Origin of the sequence: Leeuwenhoekiella nanhaiensis, assembly GCF_002744755.1 — a bacterium.
GTDB lineage: Bacteria > Bacteroidota > Bacteroidia > Flavobacteriales > Flavobacteriaceae > Leeuwenhoekiella > Leeuwenhoekiella nanhaiensis.
In genome coordinates this window covers 1-24,780 of sequence record NZ_KZ319304.1, presented here as the reverse complement: position 1 = coordinate 24,780, position 24,780 = coordinate 1, and the positions used below count along the sequence as shown (strand labels likewise).

The 24,780-nt window shown below is 40.0% G+C and carries 25 protein-coding genes; 17 read left to right on the top strand and 8 right to left on the bottom strand.

The genetic code is table 11. The features are described from left to right. The first annotated feature begins 5 nt into the window (after positions 1-5). From CJ305_RS17575 to CJ305_RS17520, 12 genes are all read left to right on the top strand, one after another. Entirely contained in the window at positions 6-593 is a 588-nt protein-coding gene (locus CJ305_RS17575) for a DUF2911 domain-containing protein (protein WP_099647608.1), read from the top strand. A gap of 1 nt (position 594) precedes the next feature. Beyond that, the gene (locus CJ305_RS17570; RefSeq protein WP_099647607.1) at positions 595-1,305 is read left to right on the top strand and encodes a PepSY domain-containing protein; all 711 of its coding nucleotides are present in this window, start codon (positions 595-597) and stop codon (positions 1,303-1,305) included. Positions 1,306-1,325: 20 nt separating this feature from the next. After that, a complete protein-coding gene (locus tag CJ305_RS17565) occupies positions 1,326-1,808 on the top strand; it encodes a DUF305 domain-containing protein (protein WP_099647606.1) in 483 nt (160 codons plus the stop codon). Between the two features lies 1 nt (position 1,809). Beyond that, entirely contained in the window at positions 1,810-3,552 is a 1,743-nt protein-coding gene (locus CJ305_RS17560) for an efflux RND transporter periplasmic adaptor subunit (RefSeq protein ID WP_099647605.1), read from the top strand. A gap of 265 nt (positions 3,553-3,817) precedes the next feature. Continuing rightward, the gene (locus CJ305_RS17555) at positions 3,818-5,602 is read left to right on the top strand and encodes a ParB/RepB/Spo0J family partition protein (protein ID WP_099647604.1); all 1,785 of its coding nucleotides are present in this window, start codon (positions 3,818-3,820) and stop codon (positions 5,600-5,602) included. A gap of 263 nt (positions 5,603-5,865) precedes the next feature. Further along, a complete protein-coding gene (locus tag CJ305_RS17550) occupies positions 5,866-6,702 on the top strand; it encodes a DUF932 domain-containing protein (RefSeq protein WP_099647603.1) in 837 nt (278 codons plus the stop codon). 120 nt (positions 6,703-6,822) lie between these two features. Next, the gene (locus CJ305_RS17545; protein WP_099647602.1) at positions 6,823-7,260 is read left to right on the top strand and encodes a hypothetical protein; all 438 of its coding nucleotides are present in this window, start codon (positions 6,823-6,825) and stop codon (positions 7,258-7,260) included. Between the two features lie 94 nt (positions 7,261-7,354). Beyond that, positions 7,355-8,539, top strand: a complete 1,185-nt coding sequence (locus CJ305_RS17540; RefSeq protein WP_099647601.1) for a TolC family protein — start codon at positions 7,355-7,357, stop codon at positions 8,537-8,539. 18 nt (positions 8,540-8,557) lie between these two features. Continuing rightward, complete coding sequence (locus CJ305_RS19510; protein ID WP_189319485.1) at positions 8,558-8,890, top strand: hypothetical protein; 333 nt, start codon at positions 8,558-8,560, stop codon at positions 8,888-8,890. Positions 8,891-8,910: 20 nt separating this feature from the next. After that, positions 8,911-10,413 (top strand): efflux RND transporter periplasmic adaptor subunit, encoded by a 1,503-nt coding sequence (locus CJ305_RS17530; RefSeq protein ID WP_099647600.1) that lies wholly within the window; start codon positions 8,911-8,913, stop codon positions 10,411-10,413. Positions 10,414-10,425: 12 nt separating this feature from the next. Next, a complete protein-coding gene (locus CJ305_RS17525; protein ID WP_099647599.1) occupies positions 10,426-13,545 on the top strand; it encodes an efflux RND transporter permease subunit in 3,120 nt (1,039 codons plus the stop codon). Beyond that, entirely contained in the window at positions 13,542-14,594 is a 1,053-nt protein-coding gene (locus CJ305_RS17520; RefSeq protein WP_223248922.1) for an MFS transporter, read from the top strand. Before CJ305_RS17525 ends, CJ305_RS17520 begins: the two co-directional genes overlap by 4 nt. A gap of 292 nt (positions 14,595-14,886) precedes the next feature. On the opposite strand, the gene chrA is transcribed toward CJ305_RS17520, so the two are convergent. The 8 genes from chrA to CJ305_RS17480 form a co-directional block, all read right to left on the bottom strand. Further along, positions 14,887-16,254, bottom strand: a complete 1,368-nt coding sequence (gene chrA / locus CJ305_RS17515; RefSeq protein ID WP_099647598.1) for a chromate efflux transporter — start codon at positions 16,252-16,254, stop codon at positions 14,887-14,889. A 23-nt stretch (positions 16,255-16,277) separates the two neighbouring features. Beyond that, on the bottom strand, positions 16,278-17,000 hold the full coding sequence (locus CJ305_RS17510) for a superoxide dismutase (RefSeq protein WP_099647597.1): 723 nt from the start codon (positions 16,998-17,000) through the stop codon (positions 16,278-16,280). A gap of 87 nt (positions 17,001-17,087) precedes the next feature. Next, positions 17,088-18,038 (bottom strand): DUF1259 domain-containing protein, encoded by a 951-nt coding sequence (locus tag CJ305_RS17505; protein ID WP_099647596.1) that lies wholly within the window; start codon positions 18,036-18,038, stop codon positions 17,088-17,090. A gap of 49 nt (positions 18,039-18,087) precedes the next feature. Continuing rightward, the gene (locus CJ305_RS17500; protein ID WP_223248921.1) at positions 18,088-18,663 is read right to left on the bottom strand and encodes a hypothetical protein; all 576 of its coding nucleotides are present in this window, start codon (positions 18,661-18,663) and stop codon (positions 18,088-18,090) included. A gap of 132 nt (positions 18,664-18,795) precedes the next feature. Next, positions 18,796-19,140, bottom strand: coding sequence for a PepSY-like domain-containing protein (locus CJ305_RS17495; protein WP_099647595.1), 345 nt, complete (start codon positions 19,138-19,140; stop codon positions 18,796-18,798). A 73-nt stretch (positions 19,141-19,213) separates the two neighbouring features. Beyond that, entirely contained in the window at positions 19,214-20,488 is a 1,275-nt protein-coding gene (locus CJ305_RS17490; RefSeq protein WP_099647594.1) for a sensor histidine kinase, read from the bottom strand. Further along, positions 20,485-21,168 carry a response regulator transcription factor gene (locus CJ305_RS17485; RefSeq protein WP_099647593.1) on the bottom strand — a complete coding sequence of 228 codons (684 nt, stop codon included), beginning with the start codon at positions 21,166-21,168 and terminating at the stop codon, positions 20,485-20,487. The genes CJ305_RS17490 and CJ305_RS17485 overlap by 4 nt, the downstream gene beginning before the upstream one ends. A gap of 51 nt (positions 21,169-21,219) precedes the next feature. Further along, positions 21,220-21,615, bottom strand: a complete 396-nt coding sequence (locus CJ305_RS17480; protein WP_223248919.1) for a site-specific integrase — start codon at positions 21,613-21,615, stop codon at positions 21,220-21,222. Here CJ305_RS17480 and CJ305_RS19670 point away from each other — a divergent pair. From CJ305_RS19670 to CJ305_RS17460, 5 genes are all read left to right on the top strand, one after another. After that, entirely contained in the window at positions 21,607-21,801 is a 195-nt protein-coding gene (locus tag CJ305_RS19670; RefSeq protein WP_223248927.1) for a hypothetical protein, read from the top strand. The two genes, CJ305_RS17480 and CJ305_RS19670, sit on opposite strands and share 9 nt — an antisense overlap. Before the next feature lie 1,094 nt (positions 21,802-22,895). After that, a complete protein-coding gene (locus CJ305_RS17475; protein WP_008610918.1) occupies positions 22,896-23,240 on the top strand; it encodes a single-stranded DNA-binding protein in 345 nt (114 codons plus the stop codon). A gap of 77 nt (positions 23,241-23,317) precedes the next feature. Further along, positions 23,318-23,698 carry a DUF6876 family protein gene (locus tag CJ305_RS17470; RefSeq protein ID WP_099647592.1) on the top strand — a complete coding sequence of 127 codons (381 nt, stop codon included), beginning with the start codon at positions 23,318-23,320 and terminating at the stop codon, positions 23,696-23,698. 11 nt (positions 23,699-23,709) lie between these two features. Beyond that, positions 23,710-23,907, top strand: coding sequence for a hypothetical protein (locus tag CJ305_RS17465; RefSeq protein ID WP_099647591.1), 198 nt, complete (start codon positions 23,710-23,712; stop codon positions 23,905-23,907). 443 nt (positions 23,908-24,350) lie between these two features. Then, the gene (locus CJ305_RS17460) at positions 24,351-24,749 is read left to right on the top strand and encodes a BfmA/BtgA family mobilization protein (protein WP_189319484.1); all 399 of its coding nucleotides are present in this window, start codon (positions 24,351-24,353) and stop codon (positions 24,747-24,749) included. The last annotated feature ends 31 nt before the right edge of the window (positions 24,750-24,780 follow it).

Here is a 24,780-nt window from a genome sequence, read left to right as displayed (position 1 = left end):
ATAAAATGAAAGATTGTATCATTCTATTATGTATTATCCTTTTAGCTTCTTGTAAAGAAACTTCAAAGGAAGCACAAGAATTGCCCATTACCGAAAAAACAGAGCAAAATTCAACAAATGCAGTACCTGCTAATAAAAAACCATTGAGTCCGCATACAAGTGCAATGGCGATGGTGGGCGATGCACATATTCATATTGATTATTCATCGCCAGGAGTTCGTAAACGTATCATTTTTGGCGGTTTACTGCCTTATGACACCGTTTGGCAAGCAGGAGCCCATATGGCCACTTGGATGGAAACCAATAAGGACTTGACCATTGACGGTAAAGAATTGAAGGCAGGGAAATACGGGTTCTTTGTTATTCCGAACCAAGAGGAATGGACTATTATTTTTAATACAAACTGGAACCAGCACGGCAAAGATGAATATGACGAGAAAGATGATGTGTTGCGGTTTAAAGTAACCCCCAAAATTTCCGAAGAAATCAAGGAACATTTAGAATACAACGTAACAAAGACCACCAATGATTCAGGAACAATTAGCTTGAGTTGGGAAAAGGTTCTTGTTGAATTTCCTTTTGAAGTAAAATAAAATGGTCAAAAGAAAAACAGCACTAAAAATAAGAAAAGCGCATCGCTATCTGGGTATCTTTTTAGGTATTCAGTTCTTGATGTGGACAATTAGTGGAATGTATTTCAGCTGGACAGATATTGATGAGATACACGGCGACCATTTTAAAAAAGAGATTCCTGAACAAACTGAATTTTCAGATTTGATAGGAAGTTCTCAACTGAATATTCAGGAACCGATTAAGTCATTAGAATTACTTGAAATAGCGGATGAGCCCTACTATTGGATTAATGAGACTGTGCTTTATAATGCACTTACAGGAACAAAGAAAGACGAGCTCACGGAACAAGAAGCAATCAAAGTAGCAGAACGCTATATGTTGGCTGATTTAGAATTTAACCAAATACAACGGATTGAATCTGTAGGCGACCACCACGAGTACCGCGGAAGACCATTACCAGCTTATGAGATTTCATATAAAACCGATGAAAATTTAAAAGCCTACGTGGCGATTGAGAATGGCGCTTTTCAAACCGTACGTCATCGCGATTGGCGTTGGTTCGATTTCCTCTGGATGACCCACACTATGGACTATCAAGGGCGAGACAATTTTAATACAATAGTGTTAAGAGCTTTTTCGCTTTTAGGCTTGATAACGGTGTTAAGTGGATTTCTACTTTGGTACACCAGTTCACCAACTATTAGAAAAATAATTAAAACAAAACGTAAATAATTACCTTAAAATCAACTATTATGGAAAATTCTAATGAACACAAAAAGAAAAATCAGTACACAAAATTTGTAGGAATGCTCGCAGCATCCTTCGTCGCTATGTACATCACGATGTACCTAAACACTTATGAGTGGGACCACGTATGGTTCAGTCTAACCCGCTTTTATATGGTCTGTTTAGGGATTGCGGCGATGGCCATTATAATGTTTGTAGCAATGCGTGGAATGTACCAAAATAAAAAGAAGAATATCGCCATTGTTTTGGGAAGTATCGTTCTATTTGCAGGTGCGTTGGGACTGGTACGTGACCAAAAATCAACTGTGGGCGATGTGCTCTGGATGAAAGCAATGATTCCGCATCATTCAATAGCAATTTTAACAAGCGAGCGTGCAGACATTAAAGACCCAGAAGTGAAAAAATTAGCCGAAGATATCATCAAAGCGCAACGAAAGGAAATTGAAGAAATGAAGCAAATGATTGATAGGTTACAAAACGAAAAATAGTATGAACAAGAACATTTTATATATGGCAGTCGCAGTAATTGTAGGATTATTAGCAGGTTGGCTCATTTTTGGAAATTCTGGAAGTGATGCCAATGCAAACAAGGACGTCTCTGATATGTCAGATACCCACGACCATTCGGGCGAATCAGAAAACCAAATGTGGACCTGCTCAATGCACCCACAGATTATGCAACCAGAAGCAGGCGACTGCCCTATATGTGGAATGGATTTAATACCTGCTGAATCTGGTGCTGAAGGTCTCGCAATGAATGAGATTAAAATGACAGAGAATGCAATGGCACTGGCCAACATTCAAACCACTATGGTTGGTAATAGCACAATGTCCGAAACCGATGGGATGATTTCACTTTCGGGCAAAATCGCCACCAATGAAGAAAACAATGCCGTACAAGCAAGCTATTTTGATGGCCGTATCGAGCGCTTGAATGTCAACTATGAAGGCCAGAAGGTAAATCGTGGTCAATTACTGGCCACTATTTATGCGCCAAATTTGGTCGCTGCACAGCAAGAATTGCTCACGACAGCTTCTTTAAAAGAATCACAGCCAGCATTGTATAAAGCAGTGCGAAATAAATTGAAAAATTGGAAGCTTTCTGATAGCCAGATTGATGCCATAGAATCCTCTGGAAACGTGCGCGATAATTTTCCAATCTATGCTACCGTTTCAGGAACGGTTTCAGAAGTGATGTCACGAGAAGGCGATTATGTAAAACAAGGTCAGCCCATTTTGAAAGTAAGCAATTTGAATTCGGTCTGGGCAGAATTTGATGCCTATGAAAATCAAATTTCAGATTTAAAAGTAGGTCAGAAAATAAAGGTAGTAACCAATGCCTATGCCAATAAAGAATTTGACGCCACGGTTTCTTTCATTGACCCCATCTTAAAAAATGCAACGAGAACGGTTACGGTTAGAGCAACACTTAAAAATACAGATGACCTCTTTAAACCAGGAATGTTTGTAACTGGCAAACTCAAAGGGCAAATGAAGATGAACAACCAAGTTATTACGGTTCCAGCAAGTGCTGTTATGTGGACAGGCGAACGTTCATTGGTCTATATAAAGACCAATCCCAACGAACCCGTTTTTGAAATGCGTGAAGTGACCATCGGAAATCGTAATGGCGAAAATTATGCTGTAATAGAGGGCTTACAAAATGGCGATGAGATTGTGACCAACGGAACCTTTACGGTAGATGCAGCAGCACAGCTACAAGGCAAAAAATCTATGATGAATCAGGGAAAAGAACAGGCATCTGAGATGCCAATGTCTGAAATGGAAATGGAATTTTCAGAGAATTTTCAGAGGCAATTTAAAAAAGCGCTCAAGCCTTATTTACAGATGAAAGATGCTTTGGTAGCGAGCGATGCAAATCAGGTTTCCGCTTTCGCGAAAGCAACATCAACATCTTTAAAATCCGCTGATATTAAAAGTCTCGGTAGTATGGAACAATCACATATCAAGAAAAGTATCGAAATGCTCGATGCCATTGCAACGAACGACAATCTTGAAAATCAACGTGACCATTTCGTGATATTAAATGAAAATATGGTGCCCATTGCGATGAGTGTAAATGGAACCGATGCGATGCTATACGTTCAGAAGTGTCCAATGGCAAATAATAATAAAGGCGCAGTTTGGCTAAGCACGGAAGAAGAAATTCGTAACCCCTATTATGGCGATGCGATGCTCACGTGTGGTAGTGTGATTGAGGAAATTAAGTAGTTTTATTCCTTTAGTATTTTAAGAAGCTAAATACCGAAAACCTTTAAGATACTTTTCAATTTTTTTATAACCCCTTTCGATAGAGAGGGGTTTATTATCATACAATATACCCGCAAGGTAAACTCGTAAAATACTTCCATCAAAAGACTACGGCATAAAGCCGACGCTTCTTCCTTTGCTTATTTATTCCGTTTCCTTTTGAGCCAAGATTTTATCTTCCGTTTGGTTCCTGCTCAAATATTATTTAATCAAAAATTTGAGAATTATGAAAACAAAAGCGAGTACCACAAAGAGAAGAAGTAGAGCGAAGACCGCTGTAGCTTCTAAAGTAAACGGAAATCCGGTAAAGCTGGAAATTCAGAACCTGCCTATCCGCAAAATCAAGCCTGACCCAGAACAGCCTCGGAAGACCTTTGACGAAAAACATTTGGAACAACTTTCCGAAAGTATCCAACAACACGGTGTACTGCAACCGATAACAGTTCGGAAATCTGGAAAGGACTTTATTATCGTGATGGGCGAAAGAAGATTTCGCGCAAGCAAAATGGCTAATAAAGCAACTATCCCGTGCATTGTCAGAAATTATGAGAACAATGAAATTTTGGAACTTCAAATTATCGAGAACTTACAGCGACAGGATGTTGAACCTACCGAGGAAGCTGAATCAATAGCTTACCTAAGCGAGAAATATGCACCGGCTGAAATTGCAAAGCGACTGGGCAGAACAGACAATTTTATCAGACAACGCCTGAAGTTGGCAGGATTGATAGATGGCTTTAAGCACTTTGTTCGCAATGGCGAAATGACCATTTCATTAGGTGTAGGTGTAGCGCTTTTTGAACCAGAGGAACAGCAGATGATGTTGGAAACGATGGGTGAAGATTTCAATGCGCATCAAATCAACAGGATGATTAAAGACCAGACTTACGACTTGGAAAAAGCATCTTTTGATGTAACGGATAAGAAGTTGGTGCCGAAAGCCGGGTCTTGTGTTGAATGTCCGTTCAATGCAGCCAATCAAGGCAATCTGTTCGGAGAGGGTAAAATGGTCTGCACAAAATCAGCTTGCTTTGAATCGAAGAAAAGTAAATCGTTCTTGAATCTGATTGAGAAATCCAAGAAAGCGAATGTTCTATTGATTCCTGAAATACGACAGTATTGGGTAGATGACGAAAACAACCAGCTCATTATCTCGCAATTGGAAAATAACGGCTTGAAGGTCTATCTGCTGGATGATGTCGAAATCATCGAAAATCCGATTAAGCCGACAATGGATGCCATTAAGACTGAATACCAGCATTATGATTATTCCGAGGACGAATTGAAAGCAGAATTGGACGAAGCCATACAGAGCTATAAAGAAGACCTGGAAACGTACAATTCAGCAGATAAGAATGGTTTTGTAAATGGTATAGTCTTCCATCCTGAAACGTATCAAAACAAGAATGTTTTTATAAAAGTGATTGAGAAATCAAAGAATGATTCTTCTGAATATGCAGCACCATTGGCCAACAGGAAAATGGCAGATTGCACACCTGAAGAACAAATTGTGAAAATCAACGAAAGGGAAATCCGGAAGAAGCATATTGAGAACAACAGACAGTTTGAAGAAATTGTTCAGATGATTCGTGAGACCGAATACATCAATACGAAGAAGACACTTTCAACAGATGAAATGGTTGCGTTTTCAATCTCACTCTTTGAAAATAATGTGGACTATATGAGCCAGCAAAAATACTTTTCAGGATTATTAGGCGATACTGCCAAGATGACCAGAATTGAAATTGTCGAGAAATTCAAGAAGAATTTCAAAAAAGAAATCTTTCACAAGCTGATACGCTATATGCTGACCAAGCAAGTACACTTTGGCGAAAGCAATCACGTAAATAACCTGACAAATATTTCGTTCTACAATGCGATGAAGGGATATTACAAATCCAAGATTGCCGGTATTGAGAAGGAATATACCGAAAAACGAGACAAGCGAGAAGCACGTTTGAAAGAGCGCATCACAGTTCTTGAAAAGAAAACTCAAGAACTAAACGATTAGCTTTTGTTGTTTGAAGAAGGGTTGGCATTCGTGCTGGCCCTTTTTCTTTTTTATGATTGTGCCTAAAAAATGTATTTATCAAGAAGGGGTTATCAATCAATAGTTAGCGCAAAGGTAAACTCGTAAAATACACCCATCAAAAGACTACGGCATAAAGCCGTTGCGCACATTCCCTCACTTCTTTATTCCGTTTCCTTTTGAGCTGTGATTTTGTCTTCCGTTTGGGAACTGCTCAAATATTGTTTAACTAAAATACAAAAGCTATGTATTTACAAAATTTGCAGCAGGATGAAATCTTCGTTCCATCAGAAATGAAATCCTTAAAGAGTCTGACTCAGATGGAATCTCGCAGAGGACTTGAAAATGCCATTATCTCAAATGGAAAAATTGTCAACGTGGTATCGAACAGTTACGGGCACATTCCGAATCAATTGTTCTTCAGGAAAGCTGAGGAAATGCTGACTGATGCACAACTGAACTTCCACAAACGCACCATCAACAAGAATGACAGGTCGTTCATTACCGACTTTATCATCGATGACACAAGCCAATTTACGGTTAAGAACGATAAGGACTTGATACTGCCAATGCTACGGTTCAAGAACTCGTATGACGGTAGCGAAAAGACCTCTGGCCACTTCGGTTTCTACAGAAAAGTATGTTCCAATGGCTTGCACGTTTCCCAAGCTGAAATTGAGTTTTCCATCAAACACAGTAAGAACAATACAGACCTGATAATGCCAAGGCTGAACAATCTTTTCGATAAGTTTGTGGATAATGAATTTTACTCGATAATCCAAAAATTTGATACATTGAAGAATGTTAAGATTATCGACACCAAGGAATTTGTAAAAGCAATTCTCGATAAAACCAAACTCTTTAGATACGAGTGTAGCGACAAGAACAGCGACCCTTCAAAAAAGTCTCGTGAGGTTATCGAAATTTTGAATTATGAAGCCTTGTTGCTTAATGAAGAACCGAATCTTTGGCTGGGCTACAATGCATTCAATTCTGTACTTCATAATGTATTGAAGAAAAGCTTCGGCCTACAAGAACGGTTGGATAAAAAGCTGTTTGATGAAGTCTATGCTATGGCATAAATTAAATAAAGGTTTGTCCAGTACCTTAAACTGGATTTTTTCTTTTTTCAAAAGAACATTTAATGGGTATTAGTTGAGTATAAATTATTCAAGACCAAAAAATTGTTATCTTTGTACATAATGCAAAAACCAAATAAAATAGCAGCATTTTTCTTTTTAGGCTTGTTTAGCCTAATGATGCTGCATCAGGTTTTTTCGCATTTACATCATCAACACGAGGACGCTCATTCCCATTCAGATATTGCCCATACTGGCGAACATCATCGTCACGATGATGATTCCCACGATGAAGAATCCTCTTACGGTTTCCTTGGATTATTTATGGAGATGCACGTACATTCCACGGTATCCAGCGATATAGTCCTACTTGAAAGGAATACAATCGAGCAACAAACCGTTGTTGAAAAGGATGTAGTAAAAAATTCTCTTGAAACACAAAATATATTCTCAATTGAATACAGGCAAAATAAGAAAACGCCTGTCTATCATCCACCCAATAAACACTTTAATCCCTACCTCTCATCCCTCGATTCACGAGGCCCACCATCTTTAGGTTAATCGTTTAGGAGAATGGTATCGCTATGATATTGTTCCCTTTTATAATTGCAGCCCTGTCAGACGACAGGTAAGATTAAACCTAAAATTTCAAACAATGAATAAATATATCGTATCCGCAATTTGCGGATGCCTGTTCTTTGTTAGTGGTTTCTCACAGGATAAAAATATAGAGGAACTACTCAACGAAATAGAACAGAATAATACAGAGTTAAAAGGCTATCAATCGTTTGTTGAAAGCCAGCAACTCGAAAACAGGAGCAACAATAATTTACCCGACCCACAGCTTTCTGGCTTTTATTTACCATTTGGCGACAATACAACTGGAGATTATACCGAATATCAACTATCGCAATCTTTTGAATTCCCAACGGTATATGCAGCACGTGGCAAATGGAACAAATCTAAATCGCAACAATTAGCGGCGGCCTATGCTAACAAAAGACAGGAAGTCTTATTAAAAGCAAAGAACACGCTTTTAGAGCTTGCTTTCTTGCAAAAGCGAAAAGCTATTGAAACGGAAAGAAAAACCCAGAGCAAACAGGTTTTTGACCAAATCCAAAAACTTTTTGATGCAGAGCAAGTTGGGATTTTAGATTTGAATAAGGCAAAAATTGCTTGGATTCAAGAACAGTTTGTCGTGGAACAGATTGAAAGCGAAATCCAAATTTTGCTATCCAAACTCAAAACGTTGAATGGAGGTAATGTAATTGATGGTGTTCCATCAGGTATTGCATTGCCTATCAAAGTTGGTACAGTAGAAAGCCTCTGGCAGGAAAAATTAACAAAAGACCCTTTGCTACAGGAATTAAAGGCTAATGAATCCGCTTCACTTCAAAAAGTAAAACTGGAAAAAAACAAGGTGCTGCCAAACGTGGCATTTGGCTATAATTATCAAGGCGTTAGCGGTAGTAATTATTCTGGTTTTTACGGCGGTGTTTCAATTCCTCTATGGAGTAGCAAGAACAAGGTAAAAGCTGCCGAAGCAAATTACGAGTTTCAGCAATCCCATACTGAAGTGGCGACATCTTTGCTTTATGCAGAATTTCAGGAAACCTATAATCGATATGAACTGATGCTCACAAAATATAATGAGTATCAAACCACTATGGGCAATTTAAATAGCGAGCAACTGCTATTTAAGGCGTATATGTTGGGCGAGTATTCGTTTATGGAATATTACGTGGAGCTTCAGTTTTATCGAAATGCATCAGATAAAATGCTGCAAATGGAAAAGGAACTGCAACTGCTTCAAGCACAATTATTAAAACATCAGTTATAAATTTTTAAACATACAATTATGAAATCGAAGATTCACGAATACCAAAACAATTATTTAGCAATGAGTAAATTTTCAAAAATAATATTCGCAATAGCAATTGCATCAACGTTATTAGTAACCTCTTGTCGAGAAAGAGCAAAGGAAGCAACAGATGACCACGGTCACGAACACAATGAAGATGGTAGCCATATGGAAGAAAACGTAGAGCAAGAAGAGTTTAAAGTAGGAACGGATTCTATGGAAACAAAAACAGATGACCACGGCCACGACCACGATTCAGAGGGGAATCATACAGATGATGATTCAAAAACTCACAAACACGATAATGGTGCTGAACACGACGACCACTAAAAAAAAATAATTATAAACAAATGAAATATATAACAATAGTGCTTGCCTTTTTGGCAATGTCTTGTAATAACAAGGCAGAAGATGCACACGCACATAATGAAGATGGTAGCCACGTGGGAGAAGAAATTCCACGCCTATCTCATACCCTTTGGACAAATAAAACCGAACTGTTTGTAGAATTTCCAGCCTTAATAGTAGGCAATCCGAGCAAGTTTGCAGCCCACTTTACGGTGTTGGACAAGCATCAGCCTGTTCGCGAAGGTTCGGTTACGGTCAGTTTGATTAAAGGCGATAATGGTATTCGCAATACTGCCGAAGCACCTTCATCGCCAGGCATATTCTCACCTATCATTCAACCGAAAGAAGCGGGTAGTTACCAACTTGTTTTTGAATTGAAAACGCCAGACTATTCAGATACAATAACGATTGATGATGTTACGGTTTATGCTAATACGGATGAAGCCATACAAGCTTTGGGTGTTGCCGAAGATGATGGGAGCATTTCGTTTTTGAAAGAACAGGCTTGGAAAATCGATTTTCAGACCGCGCCTGTGGTTTCAGGTAAAATTTACGATGTCATCAACACCTCTGGTGTTTGGATGCCTTCGCCCGGTTCTATAAAGTCATTGGCGGCAAAGTCTAATGGTGTTGTAGATTTTAAAGTAAGCAACCTCACGGAAGGCACAGCTGTAAAAAAAGGTCAGCTTTTAATGAGTTTGAATAGCCAAGGTTTGGCATCCAATAATTTGAGTACGGATATCGCTTCCGCGAAAGCGAAATTCCAACAGGCCAAATCTGAATATGAAAGAAAGAGAGAGCTCTACGAATCTAAGATTGTCCCAAAATCTGAATTCGAAAAAGTACAGAGCAATTTTGAAATAGCCAAAGCCAATTATCAATCATTGGCATCAGGCGTTTCGGGAGGTAGTAAACAAATTCGTGCGCCCTTCGACGGCTTTATCAAATCCATTACGGTTTCCAATGGCGATTATGCTGCGCAAGGCGTTGCATTGGTAGCTATTGGTACACATCAGTCAAAAGTATTGAAAACCCAGTTAGCACCTAACTATGGACTCACAATGGAGAACGTGCAGGGAATTTGGTATCAAACTAAAGATGGGCAATGGCGAAATGTGGCAACATCTGGAGGTTCAATCCTATCCATCGCTAAAGATGTAGACAATAACAGACCGCTTATTTCAGTATTTGCAGAAGTAAATAATGAGGTCGATATGCCAGAAGGAAGCCTAACGCCAGTGCAAATTGCAATGGGAAATGCTACTCAAAATACAACGATTCCTGTGAAGGCCTTATTGGAAGATTATGGAAGTTATTCCGTCATCGTACAGCTTTCAGGGGAAAGTTTTGAAAGACGACCTGTGAAAATAGGAAAGCGTAATGGCGAGAATGTAGAAATTATTCAAGGCTTAAAAGTTGGCGAAGTAGTAGTAACCACAGGAGCATATCAAGTTAAAATGGCTTCAATGTCCGGTTCGACACCCGCACACGGTCACGAACATTAAAAACGAAGAGAAATGTTAAACAAAATATTATCAATTTCACTTCAAAACAGATTGCTCATTCTATTGGGTGCGGTCGCATTGAGTGTATTGGGCGTGTATTATGCACGTACAATGAACGTCGATGTATTCCCGGACCTTACAGCACCAACGGTAACTATTCTTACCGAAGCGCACGGAATGGAATCTGAGGAAGTAGAAAAATTAGTGACCTATCAACTGGAAACAGCCTTAAACGGTTCGCCAAATGTGAGACGAATCCGTTCGTCATCGGCAGCTGGGGTTTCCATAGTTTGGGTAGAGTTTGAATGGGGAACCGATATTTATCGGGCGCGCCAAATTGTAAGCGAACGCATCCCAATGGTAAGGGAAAATTTGCCCGAAGGAATTGGCGCACCCACGATGGCACCTATTTCATCCATTATGGGCGAAATAATGTTGTTGGGCGTGACGTCCGATAGCTTATCGCCAATGGAATTAAGAACCTTATCGGATTGGACAATTCGCCCACGAATTAAAGCAATTGGCGGTATAGCCAATGTAGTGGTCATCGGTGGCGATTATAAGCAATACCAAGTATTTGCCAATCCTGAAAAAATGAAGCATTATGATGTGAGCCTTTCTGAATTGGTAGAACAAGTAAAGGAAGCAAATCAAAATGCACCAGGTGGTATTGTTAATCAATACGGTAATCAATACATCATAAAAGGTAGTGGTAGAGCTTATGCAATTGAGGATTTACAGGAGGCTGTTCTCAAGGAAGTGAATGGTCAAACCATCAAAATAAAAGATGTGGCAACGGTTCAAATAGGTGCTGCCGATAAAATTGGAGATGGTTCATTGAATGCAAATCCTGCGGTAATTCTGACCATTTCAAAACAACCTGATGTCAACACCTTGGAACTCACAGACCGATTGGATGAAGCGATTGCCGATTTGGCAACAACCTTGCCAAAAGGTGTCAATATCAAAAGTCAAATTTTTAGACAATCTGATTTTATTGATGCATCTATTAGCAATTTGAATGCAACCCTGTTGGAAGGCGCATTTTTTGTAATGATTATCCTCTTCATCTTTTTAATGAATTGGAGAACGACCTTAATTTCCTTGTTGGCGATTCCTATTTCGTTATTGGTGTCCATCATCATTTTAAAATGGTTGGGCTATACGATAAACACAATGAGTTTGGGCGGTATGGCCATCGCAATTGGTGCATTGGTGGACGACGCCATTATTGATGTGGAAAACGTCTATAAACGCTTGCGCGAAAATATTAGAAAGCCAAAGGCAGAGCGTCAATCGACCATTACGGTTGTGCGCGATGCTTCCGTAGAAATACGAAGTTCTATCATTATCGCTACGCTTATCATTATCGTTTCATTTGTCCCCTTGTTCTTTTTAAGCGGAATGGAAGGCCGTTTATTACAACCGCTGGGAATTGCATTTGTGACGTCAGTTTTAACCTCATTGATTGTCGCTGTAACCGTAACCCCAATTTTGTGTTCCTATTTGTTGAACAATGAAAAATTGTTGAAGAAACAATCCGAAGGAACCCGTGTGGAACGCTGGTTACAGAAACATTATGGCAACCTCTTGGAACGTGCGACCAAAATTCCGAAAACCATTATTGGAACTACAGTAATTGCCTTTATCATAAGTCTTTTAGTATTAACCCAATTGGGTAGAAGTTTTCTGCCGGAATTTAATGAAGGCTCATTAGTGATAAGTGTCGTTGGTCCACCGGGAATGTCTTTGGAAGAAAGCAATAAGACCGGTAGGTTGATTGAGACCCTGTTACTCGATATGCCTGAAGTGGAAGTGGTAACACGAAGACAAGGTCGTGCCGAACTCGACGAACACGCACAAGGCGTTAATGCTTCGGAAATTGATGTTCCTTTCGTTCTCGAAGACAAGACCAAGGAAGAATTTTTTGAGGAAGTCCGAAACAAGTTGAGCATCGCACCTGGTGTAAATATCACATTGGGACAACCCATCGCACACCGTATCGACCATATGCTTTCGGGTACACGTGCCAATATTGCCATCAAGATTTTTGGGTCCGATTTGCAGCGTCTTTTTGAAGTAGGTAAAAGCGTAGAGCAGAATATCAAGGATATTGACGGATTGGCAGATGTTGCGGTTGACCAGCAAATTGAAGTGCCACAAATACGCATCAAACCCAAACACCAAATCCTTTCAGCTTATGGAATGACCGTTGGTAATTTAATGGAACAAGTGGACATTGCTTTTGCAGGCGAAGAAGCAGGCGAGATTTATGAAGGGCAGCAGTATTTTGATTTGATTGTCCGCTACGAAAAACCGTTTCGGGATAATATTGAAACCATTGGCAATACTTTAATCAGTTTGCCAAATGGTGGTCAGACTACATTGGGCGAACTGGCCACTGTTCAATCGGTAAGTAGTCCGAATACCATCAATCGTGAGGATGTGCAACGTAAAATCGTTGTCGCAGCCAATGTTCAGGGCAGGGATTTGAGAAGTGCGGTAGAGGAAATACAACAAGTGGTGTCCAATAATGTGAATATGCCAGAAGGCTATCGAGTACAATATGGCGGACAGTTTGAGAGTGAGTCCAAGGCATCACAATTGCTTTTGATAACGGCGATTGTAGCCATTGGTATCATTTTTCTCTTATTGTATTATGAATTTAAAGATGTAAAACTGGCATTCGTAGTATTGATAAACCTGCCTTTGGCTTTAATTGGTGGTATTTTGATTGTGTATTTCACATCGGGAATCATCAGTATTGCAGCAACAATCGGTTTTATCAGTTTATTCGGGATTGCAACTCGGAACGGTATTTTATTAGTATCTCGTTATGAAGATTTAAGGAAGGAAGGAGTAAAAGGGTTTCAGTTAATTAAGACAGGAGCTCTGGATAGATTGAATCCCATCTTAATGACTGCCTTTACCACAGGTCTGGCATTGATACCATTGGCCTTAAAAGGTGGCGAACCGGGAAGTGAAATCCAAAGCCCGATGGCGGTAGTTATTTTGGGTGGTTTGTTATCTGCAACGATATTGAATTTGGTTGTCATTCCTTGTGTTTATCAATTGGTAGTTAATAATCGAAGATATTCCACTGGGAATAATCCCAGTTTAGAAAATAGATGAAAGTGTCAAACTTATTAGAGCCATTCCAGGCCCTGCGAAATAAATTATTCGCAAGACTTTATTTGGCACAGACCATTAGTTTATTGGGAGATGCCTTTACTTGGGTTGGATTGGCATTGTTGGCATATCAATTTGGAGAAGAAAGGGCTGCCGTCATTCTGGCGACAGCTCTTACTTTACGAGTTACCGCATTCATTATATTTTCGCCTTTTGCAGGCGTACTGGCAGATAGGATTAGCCGAAAGAAAATACTCTACACCACACATTTTATCAGAATGGTTATAGTAGGTTGTTTGCCTTTCGTGACTGAAGAATGGCAAATTTATGTTCTCATTTTTCTTATGAATGTGTTCAATGCATTTTTCAGCCCCACCTATCGCTCTATTATTCCGCAGATTGTAGATAAAACCATATATCGTCAAGCCATTGGTCTATCGGCAGCTACCTATCAATTGTTAGGTGTATTGGGGCCAGGATTGGCAGGCATTCTTGCCATTTGGCTGGGTTCAAGGGAAATATTTTTTGTGGATGCTGCTACTTTTGTAATCGCGGGTATTTTATTATTGAGCCTTCCAAAAAGTAAGTTGGATATTGTTCCAGACGAAATCGAGGGTAAGATAAAGCCAACCACGTGGCAAGATGTTTTAAAGGGTATGAGGTTACTGTTTTCCAATCAATATGTGCGCTTTGCATTATTTATTGAATTGGTTTCTGCGGTTGCGGGCGCACTTATTTTGGTCAACACCATCGTATTGGTTAAAGGTGGACTGGAACTTACAGATAAGGACTATGGAATTATTATGTCTGCTTTCGCTATCGGTGCAATGGTAGCAGCATTTGTTTCTGGAGCAATTGATAAATCCAAATCAAGACGCATCTCTCTTATCATTGGAGCCCTGATTTTAGGGGTCGCCATCAGTTTTGCCAATTATCTCGATTTTTCAATGCTCTTCATTGTATGGATTGTTGCTGGACTTGGACAAAGCCTCGCGGAGATTCCATCGGAAACGCTAATTGGCGAAACAGTCCCTGTTGAAGAACAGGGTTAAGTGTATGGTTCTAATTTCGCATTTTCACATCTCTGGTGGGCATTTGCATATCCCTTGGCAGGATTCTTGGGTACAACGTTCCCAAATCAAAGTTTTTTGTATGGGGCATCATAACAATAGCATTATTGTTGGTAGTGGTTATTTTTTTAAGACCAAAAGACATTCATAATGGATAATAATATTATGGAAGAATGTAAAAACGACAAACCAGTTATTTATCGCTGTTAGGGAATAAATTGCCGAAAGTATTTGTAAACATTTATTTTCATTTTATTAGATGAGGCCAACAGTTTTAAAAGATAAAATAATATAGGATGCCGCATGCAATACTTATGATAATGGTTTTAAGCATATCCCATTTGAGAATGAAGTAGACAAAAGCTGCTATAAGCCCGATTATCAATGATGGGATGTTAATAGTTTCCCATTCTGGGATTAACCATCTTATCCCAAATGAACGGCTTTCATTTACCTCCCCAAAAAGTGTATAAATGGAAAACCAAACACCAAGATTTAACACCACTCCAACCACGGCAGCGGTAATTCCCGACAAGGCAGTTGTCAGGTTTTTGTTCCCTCGGAGATACTCGATGTATGGAGCTCCAGTAAATATGAATAGAAAGCAAGGGACAAAAGTGACCCAGGTTACCACTAAGGATGCTAGAATCCCGGCCAGAAGCGGATCCATGGTGCCTGCAAAGCGATAGGCTCCCATGAATCCCACAAATTGTACTACCTGTATAAGCGGGCCTGGTGTGGTTTCCGCCATGCCCAAACCGTCCAGCATTTCCCCGCTTTTCAGCCAACCGTAATCTTCCACGGCCTTTTGGGCAATGTAAGCTAGAACAGAGTAGGCCCCTCCAAAAGTAACCACTGCCGTTTTGCTAAAAAACACACCTTCTGCAAAGAAGATGGAATCAACGCCCACCCACAATACGATTAGCACCAACGGGAATGCCCACAGAGACAGGTACAATAAAATCGTCCGAAGCGTGTTCTTGAATGAAGGTTTGGTCTGCTGGATATGACTGTCAATCAAATAATCTTTTCCCTGTCCTGTGCTATCCTCATGTCCTTTTATAACGTGAAATTTCTCCTCCCAAAACTTACCCCCAATGAATCCCGTTAGACCAGCGGCAAGAACAATGTATGGAAAGTCTACTTCAAAAAAGAAGATGGCAACAAATGCCAATGCAGCCATAATTATCATGACCTCATTTTTAAGGGCTCTCTTACCGATTTTTATAACTGCACCAATAACAATGGCCAGCACTGCTGGCTTGATGCCAAAAAATATGGCGTCCACGATACTCACAGTCCGATAGGCCGCATAAAGAATGCTCAGAACCAGTATGGATATAAATCCTGGCAGGATAAACAGTAATCCCGCAACCAATCCGCCCTTCGTTTTATGCAAGAGCCAGCCTATGTATGTGACAAGCTGCTGGGCTTCAGGGCCTGGTAACAGCATACAATAATTTAGCGCATGCAAAAAGCGGTTTTCACTGATCCATTTCTTTTCCTCAACCAGAATTTTGTGCATAACAGCGATTTGTCCTGCCGGACCGCCAAAACTATGAATGGCCACTTTTACCCAAACTTTCAGAGCCTCTCTGAAGGGTAACTCTCTTTTTTTATTTGGATTGAATTCACCTGGCATTATGGTCGGATAATATTATTACCTCAATTAATTTTTTTTGCATTTGCAAAACGTTGTGCTACGTTATCCCAGTTTATGATTTCCATTATAGTATCAACAAAATCTCCTCTCATGTTTTTATGCTTTAAATAATAGGCATGTTCCCATACATCAATGACCAAAATTGGTATGACCCCCCATTGCGTAAGCTTTTGATGATTTTCACATTGCAATAATGTAAGAGATTGTGAAAACGGTTGGTACCCAAGAATTCCCCAACCACTGCCTTCAACGCTTTTTGAAACTTTAGCTATGTAGGACTTCAGTTTATCGAATGAACCGAAATCCTTTTCTATCTGCCTCAAAAGTTCTGCTTTAGGCTCATTTTTCTTGTTCGTGAGGTTTGTCCAGAAAATCGTGTGCAGAACATGGCTTGAAAAATGATAGGACAATTTCCTGGTCCACAAATCGACACTATCCATTTCACCGGAGTCGAGATTTTTCTTGATATTTCCCAAATCCTTATTGGCACCTTTGACTGCACCACCGTGGTGAAATTCATAATGTAAGTGCAAGGTCTCTTCGTCCATATAAGGCTCTAAAAAGGTCTTGCTATATGGTAATGGCTTTTGGATAAAGTTTCCGTTGCTGTCTACCAGTTTGTCAATACTAGCTTCATTAACGCTTTGGGAAAAAACATTGTTGATAGGAAGAATGGTTGCTCCTCCGAGAATTGCTGAATTTTTTATAAATTCTTTTCTGTCCATTTTTCTGATTTTTATTATTATAACTCGTTACTTTCAATTGTAAGATGCCGAATAAGAAAGGCAAATGAAACCGATGCCGGTGTAAATTTATTCCGCATTATTTACTCCCGTTTTGTCCAAAGCCTCTCTTAATCCTATTGCCAAGTTTTCAGCGGGCCCGATTCCCCAATAATGAAGAAAGAAAATTCTTGGATCCTCGTGCACCATGTGATTGTGTACCGCTACCACTTCAATGTCATTCTCAATAAGTGCTTTGATAACCGGAGCTACTTCATCTGCCAGCATAGTAAAATCACCGGCCACTGCTGCTTTTTCAGGGGTGCCTTGCCAGCTCGCCCAGGTGTTGAAGCCCATGAATGTACTTACAGGTGCTCCGTGTTCCGTCAACTTCACATCGGGTCGGCCGATGGTGATTTTATACACCCCATTGGTCATAGTCCCGCTATGCCCTAAGATGCTGTCAATCCTTTTGGTGTCCAGCGTGTTCTCCACCGACGGCATTTCTACGGCAGACGGGTCTGCTCCCCTAACTTCTGTTACTTTATCAAAAATGGCTTTTACACTTTTAGCCAATTTTTCTTCACTAGCCATGCCACCGATATGCATGTACATCACATCTGGCTCATTCCTTACAAAATGGTTGTGGATTGCCGTAACCGTCAACCCCTGTTGGATTATTTCCTGTTGTACCGGTTTTAGGTCCTTTTCCGTAACGACAATATCGCCCATAACCATTGGCTGTGCCGAGGTTGGTGCGAAAGCTGCCCAACTGCCCAAACCCATAGGGGGAATAATCTTAAAACCATCGACCATTACGTTTAGGTCGTTTTGCGGAACGGTAACCTTGAATTGCCCATCTTCTTCCTTCCCTTCCATCCCAAGTTCGGATTTTAAGGTTCCAATATCCATCGCCTTTAATTCCTTATTATCATTCAAGGGTTTTTCGGCCGGTTCTTTTGAATCATCTTTCTTGGTGGATTGCTCGCAACTCAAGGAAATCAGTGAAAACATTACTGCATAAATCCATACTTTCTTCATAATTCATTTTTTGTTAATTGTGTATTCGGTTATACTTAATTCTATAGTTTCAAAATAAAATGCCAAATTGAAATGCAAATGTTACCGATGTAGGCAATTCGTTACCAAAACGGATAGGTATAGGCGTGGCCAGAAAATAGGTCACTTTATCCCTTTTGACTATCGGCCTGTTGATAACGGCTGTTATACCGTATCTCCCATTCGTATTATAGGCGAGTCTCGTCAAGAAATTAAACCCGGCAATATTTCGGTAGATTACCCCGGGATGAAAAAGCAAACCACTTACCTTGGATGTGCCGTCCTCGGCACTAATAAAAGGAACGAACTCAAGGCTAAAGGCAACTTTTTCACTTTGCAAAAAATTGATGCCCGTTGGGAATCCAACTGTATAACCGCTATCGAAATTGAAGTTCCGACCGCTGTCGGAAAACGTGACAATGGGGTGAACTATACTGAAATACGTTTTGGTTATAGGAAAACCATTTTCTGATACGGTCTGTGGAGTTTTCGGGTTTTCTGTAGCCAGTTTGGATTGCGCATTGCAATCCACATTGCAATAGCATATCGCGAGAATGCCGATTAGAACGTTCAGTTTACAAATATTCTTCGTTATGTCTTTGATCATACGCTAGTTAGGCCCCGTATTAAAGCTTGGGATAATTAAAAGCTGGGAAATGTAAAAGCCATCAATCACTCTTTCCAACATTTCCCAGCTTATATCAATTATTAAAATAATTAGACTTTCATCATCGCAATATTATCGATGATCGTCATCGCCGTCCGAGTGGCTTTCCTCTCTTTTAAGCACCAGTTCACCTTTGGGGCTAAAATAGAGTTCAAAATACGTCTCGTTCTCGTTCTCGACCTCAAGTTCATACATTGTACCCATATTGGTCTCGACCTTTTCCACCTCCTCGATTTCCCATTCGGCATATTCGGAATTCTTAAAGGCATCCTGTACTGCCTTTGGAAGATCGGAGAACTCAATGGCCTCCTCACTTAGCTCTTTTATATCGGATTGTGCCGTAGCCGTAAACATTCCGCCACCAATAAATATCAGGGATAACAGCACAATGCGAAAAAACTTCTTACTTGTATTCATAGCATTAAAATTTAAAGATTAACATTTAACTCATATCAAATGTAAAAACCGAATCTGTAGAAATTTGGGATAGTCAAAAATCGACGGTGAACGTGTGAAGCGAATTTTTATGACTGTAGGTTAACCTCCAATTGCCCTTATCGGCAATCTTGTGTGCAATGGCTAACCCAAGGCCCCACGAATCTGGATTGCTGGACGATTTATAGAACCGTTGGAACAATTTTTCCTTGTCAATCCCCTTTTCGCTGCCGGTGTTGGTAACAACCAATCCTTTCCCGTCCAGTTTTATGATTACTTTTCCATCTTTGATGTTGTGCAGGAAGGCGTTTTTAAGCAGGTTCTGAATGAGAATCTCGATAAGCAAACTGTTTCCCTGGACAATTGCCCCATTCCTGATATCGATCTCGGTCCTAATGTTCAAGGCCTCTTTCTGTTCCTCATAAAATGCCAGCGACCTGACGATTATTCCATCAACATTTACCTCTTCCGTTGTTAGGAACTGGTCATTCTCTATTTTCGCCAGCAGCAACAGGGTTTTGTTCAGTTTTTTCAGCCTTTGTGTGGAACCGATGATACCTTCCAGGATGTCAGACTGCTTTTCGGAGAGCTGTGTTTGGCCTATAAGTGCTTCCAGTTTTGACTGGATTATGGACAAGGGGGTCTGCATTTCGTGGGAAGCATCCCCGATAAACTGTTTTTGGTTATCAAAGACATTCTTGTTTTTCAAGGTCAACTCTGTCAGTGCAACATTGAGCAGTTGGAATTCCTCGATCTTGGAATTGGGAAATTTGGGCAACCTTTCTTTGTCCACACGATAATCCTCAAGTTTTTTGAGCATTTCGTAGAAAGGGAGCCATATTCTTTTTGAAAGTATTTTGTTTGAAAAGTAGACACAAATTGCGAGACCAAAAAATAGCCCACTCAATGTAATGGCGATCGTATTGATGACTTCGTTCGCTTCAAGATGGGGTTTTACCACCTCAAGCTTGTAGTAGCCACCATTTAGCGCAACATAAGAGGTCAGTTTCCGATACTCGTCCAGTTCAACATCCGTCGGTTCATAGATAAGTGTGTCAGTATATCTTTCAGCGTTTTTCGCGTTTTTTTCATACAAAGCTTTGTTTACGGGGCGAAAGATAAAATCATCAAGAGGGTTATCTTGTTCTACGGTCGTTTCAGGGTATTTCTCAATATACGCCAACAAGTTCATTTTGCGATTATATAGAACTTCATCCACGTTTTGCATTATGTTCCATCTTATTACCAAATAAAACACTGCCGAAAAAACACCGAACAGTAACAGGAAAATGAACAACTGGGTGCGAGTGGTGTAGGAAAGTAACCTCATATTGACTTAATTTGATAACCTACTCCATAAATATTCTTGATTTCCACCTGGGCTCCGGCATCCTTTAGTTTGCGTTTCAGGTTTCTTATCTGGGAGAATAAAAAATCAAAGCTTTGGGCTTCATCCACGAAATCGCCCCAAATGTATTCCGCCAAGGCGACTTTGGTAAGTACCCGCTTGTGGTTGTTGATCAAATAGGTGAGGATGGCATACTCTTTTTTGGTCAGGGACAGCCTATTTTCACGTTCATTGATGCCGATGGCGTGTTGATCTGGTTCTATTATCAGGTTTGAGTAATGAACAATTTTATTTGTTTTGTATTGTTTCCTCCTAATGATCGCTTTTACACGGGCATTCAACTCGGAAAAATAAAACGGCTTTGTCAGATAGTCATCGGCCCCCAACCCCAATCCCTTTAATTTATCGTCAAGTGAATTGCGTGCGGAAAGGATGATTACCCCATCGGACTTGTCTTCCTTATGGAGCGTTTCGAGCAGGTCGAACCCACTGCCATCCGGAAGATTAATGTCCAGAATAATACAGTCATAATCATAAAGGCCGGTGCGCTCCAGAGCTTTCGAAAGATTATTGGCCACATCACACTGATATCCTTCCTCCACAGCAAATTCTTTTAAGCTTTCGAGCATTTCAGGTTCGTCTTCAACAATGAGCAGTTTCATATCTTCAAAATACGGAATTAAATCTGTAGAAATTTTGTATTAAGGCTTGACTCAATTGGTATGGCCTAACATTTTTGAAACTGTTTCAATGGGGACATCGTTTAGAAGCGCGATAGTGGTCGCAAATGTGTGTCGTGCCACATGAAAGGTCAGGTTCTTTTCAATATGGCACAGCTTGGCTATTTCCTTGAGGTATTCGTTAACCTTTTGGTCGCTGAATACCCGTAAAAGCGAATAGTTGTTTTCAATGGATGGGTGATCAGAGTATTTATCGAGGATCGCCTTTGCTTCGTCCAACAATGGCAACTTTACGGGAGTATTCGATTTCTGGCGTCTGACCATAATCCATTGCTCGCCATCTATTCCATTTACAATGTCCTTTTTGTTCAAGTTCTTGACCTCGATGTAGCACAGGCCGGTATAGCTAAATACCCTTTTATGGGACACTTCAAGTTCATTGAAATGCCCTCAATTACCCATGTTCTTGCGGAAGTCGAAAAAAACTCCGTGGTTCGAAAAATTTCGAACCTCTCCATTTTTGCCGACCCCCTCGGAACCGCTCGCAAGAGCAGAAAGTTTCTACGTACCTCCGAAATTTATGCACTTGCTTCTGCCTTTGCGCTTTTTCAATAGTTAGTACATTCAAACAGCCAATTATCTAAATATTTTCCAGCTTCCAAGGTCTATTGGTTTCATAAAGTTCAGATTGCCATAACAAATAAATGCTTGCTATCTTAACATTTATTTAAACTTTTGGATTATTATATAAAGAAATACAAGTTAAAAAATAAAATTGAGGTTGACGATATGGACTGCAACAACAAGTGTGAACAAGCACCCGTTATGCACCTTCATCCAGAGGATATATGGTTTTCGGAGAAAGATTTAGGAACAATAGTTAAAAGGCATATTTTGAATAAATAATCAGTTTTAATTGGTAAAAAAATACCTTCTTACTTTCGTAGGGAGGTTTTTTTATACCATTACATTTATAATCCATTCAGCACATTCCCCTACATTCCGCGCCTGCCTTCTGAAAAAGCAGGCAACCACTTCATTTCGGGAAAAGAGCTTCACTACAAAGGTCTTGGACACCGTACCCGATTTCTACTTTTCATTTCGCTAACCCTGCCCGCTACGCTGGGAAGGGACGCTTCATTCCCAATCCGAAATAGGGAACGAAGTCCGCTTTTTTTATCGGAAAGCCATCACTTCGGTTTTCTTAACAGGATTTTCGGCGCGGTCTTCTTGAGCCCTCACTCGAAAACCCCTAAAAATCGAACCGCTGTCTTACACATTTTAAGGGGTTTATAATGGATAAAGCCTTTATTGTTTTTCGGGGCATCGAAAAACAGGCACGTCATAACCAATTCTACACCTGCCCGTCCGGTCAGGCGGGTTAAACCCAGCCACTCATTTCGCTTAACTGTCGGTACGCTCAAATCGTAACCGGCTTTAAAAGAATTGCTAATGCCCTTATGGAACTTGTCAAGACCGTAGCAAATTTTAGTGAAAAATAAGGCTTCTACTTCCTTGAATCCCGCAAAAAAAGGCGGGATTACTACGTCGCAAACACACCTGATTTATACCCTAAAAGTCTTGACAAAACCCACTCTATCCATTGTGCTATGCACGAAAGAAAAGAACAAACACCCCTTAAAATTTAATCTGAATTGAAAAGGGAAATATTAATCAAGCCTGTAAAGGGCATTTAAAACCATTGTATTATGAGTACTATTAGAAATCACGTACAGTTAATCGGAAACGTTGGGCAAGAGCCAACCATTACGAACCTTGAAAGCGGTAAGAAAGTAGCCCGCTTCTCACTCGCTACAAACGAGTACTACAAAGACAGCAAAGGCGAAAAGCAAACGGACACCAACTGGCATACCGTAGTTGCTTGGGGCAAGACTGCTGAAATCGTTGAGAAATATGTTGAAAAAGGCAAAGAAGTAGGAATTACGGGAAAACTAAAGACCCGAACCTACACCACGGACGATGGAAACCAACGCTATGTTACCGAAGTGGTAGCAGATGAAATCCTTTTACTTGGAAGCAAAAGCGACAAGTAATCTTCAAAATTAAAGAGGGCGTTACCGTCGAAAGATGCGCCCTCTTTTCATTATTAATTCCATAAATAGAAATCACAATGAAAGCACAAGTTAACGAAATAAAAGAGCGGTTGCAATTTTTTAATGGAACAGAAATGTTCTATCAAATCCCGCTATTGAAAACACGATTTACCGATGGATTGAAATACCTTTCCGAAGTTGCCGAATGTTTTTGGCTTATTACGGATGCTTCCGTAATTGCAAAAAGTCTGATGAACCGAACCGAATTTATCACTATCGATTTTAAAAGATTGCCCGAAGAAAAACAGGATTATTCGGGTTACGAAGCCGAAATAATTTACAGCGATGGCAACGATAACATTTTAGAAAAACACGGCTATCGTGCTACCGATTTTCCACTCGATGAATTGCGGTTGTTTTTTGTAAATGATACGCTGATGTTACCAAGTGAATATTAAAATCTTCAGCTATGGTATATCTCAATTTTACAGACTTGAGCGAAGAGGCTCACAACCGACTTTTGGAAACTTCCAAAGAAGATGTGAAACGAAAATTTGGGGATAGCATTCGCAAATACGTAAAAGAAAATTATGGCTGTTTTGAAACGTTGATAGAGGAAGAAGCACTTCGGAATTTATATTCCTATACCTACGTTTTCAATATATAGTTTTCGGCAAAACTGAACCAAGCACCTCTAAAATTTTAGGGGTGTTTTTGTGTGTAATTAAACCTACATCAATAAAAAATCACTATCTTTATTTCGCTGAAATTCAGCATTCAAATTAAAGTAAGGTTATCCACTTTTCGACTTTCGCCGATACCCTTACACATCGAAAAATAACATATCGGAAAATCATTTCCCTGAAAATGGCAATCGGCTTTTTTGCCGGATTGTATGGATTTTTGTCACGCTTGCGCGTGACGAAAAGGAATAGCAAGAGGGTAACGGGCTGCGCCGCGTTACATATTCCATTTTCGCTTTAGTCTGTTGATTTTTAAGCAGTTAAAATCAATCAGGATTTAAAAATTCCAACAATTTGCGTCAAATGGTCTTGGAACACCAGTAAATAGGGATGGATTTACGTCAAATCTTTAAAAAAGCGAAAGGAAATGGATTCATTCATCACTATCAGGTTCAAACGAAAAACAGCCAAGCGATTTCAGGAATTTTCCAAAATGCACTTTAAAACGCACACCGAAGCAATGGAAAGCATACTTGATTTTTTTCTCTATAACGAGATTTCCCCACGAGAAAAATTAGGTCCTACAGGTAGAACCATTGAAGCCAAGCTCTTAAAAAGAATCAATGCGGTCATCGCCATAATGCGTGATGTAGAAAAGACACAAACCAAACCTACGGTCGCAATGTTGCAATCCCTTTTTGTGATGGAAGAACCCAACAAAAAACCATTGATAGTTGAAAAGAAATATGCCGAAGAAAAGAAAGAAGTGCGCTTTCGCGAAATCGAGTCTACGAGATTCACGAACGAAGAGAGAGCGAAGCGGTAAAAGCGAAATCTAAAAAACGAACTCTAATATT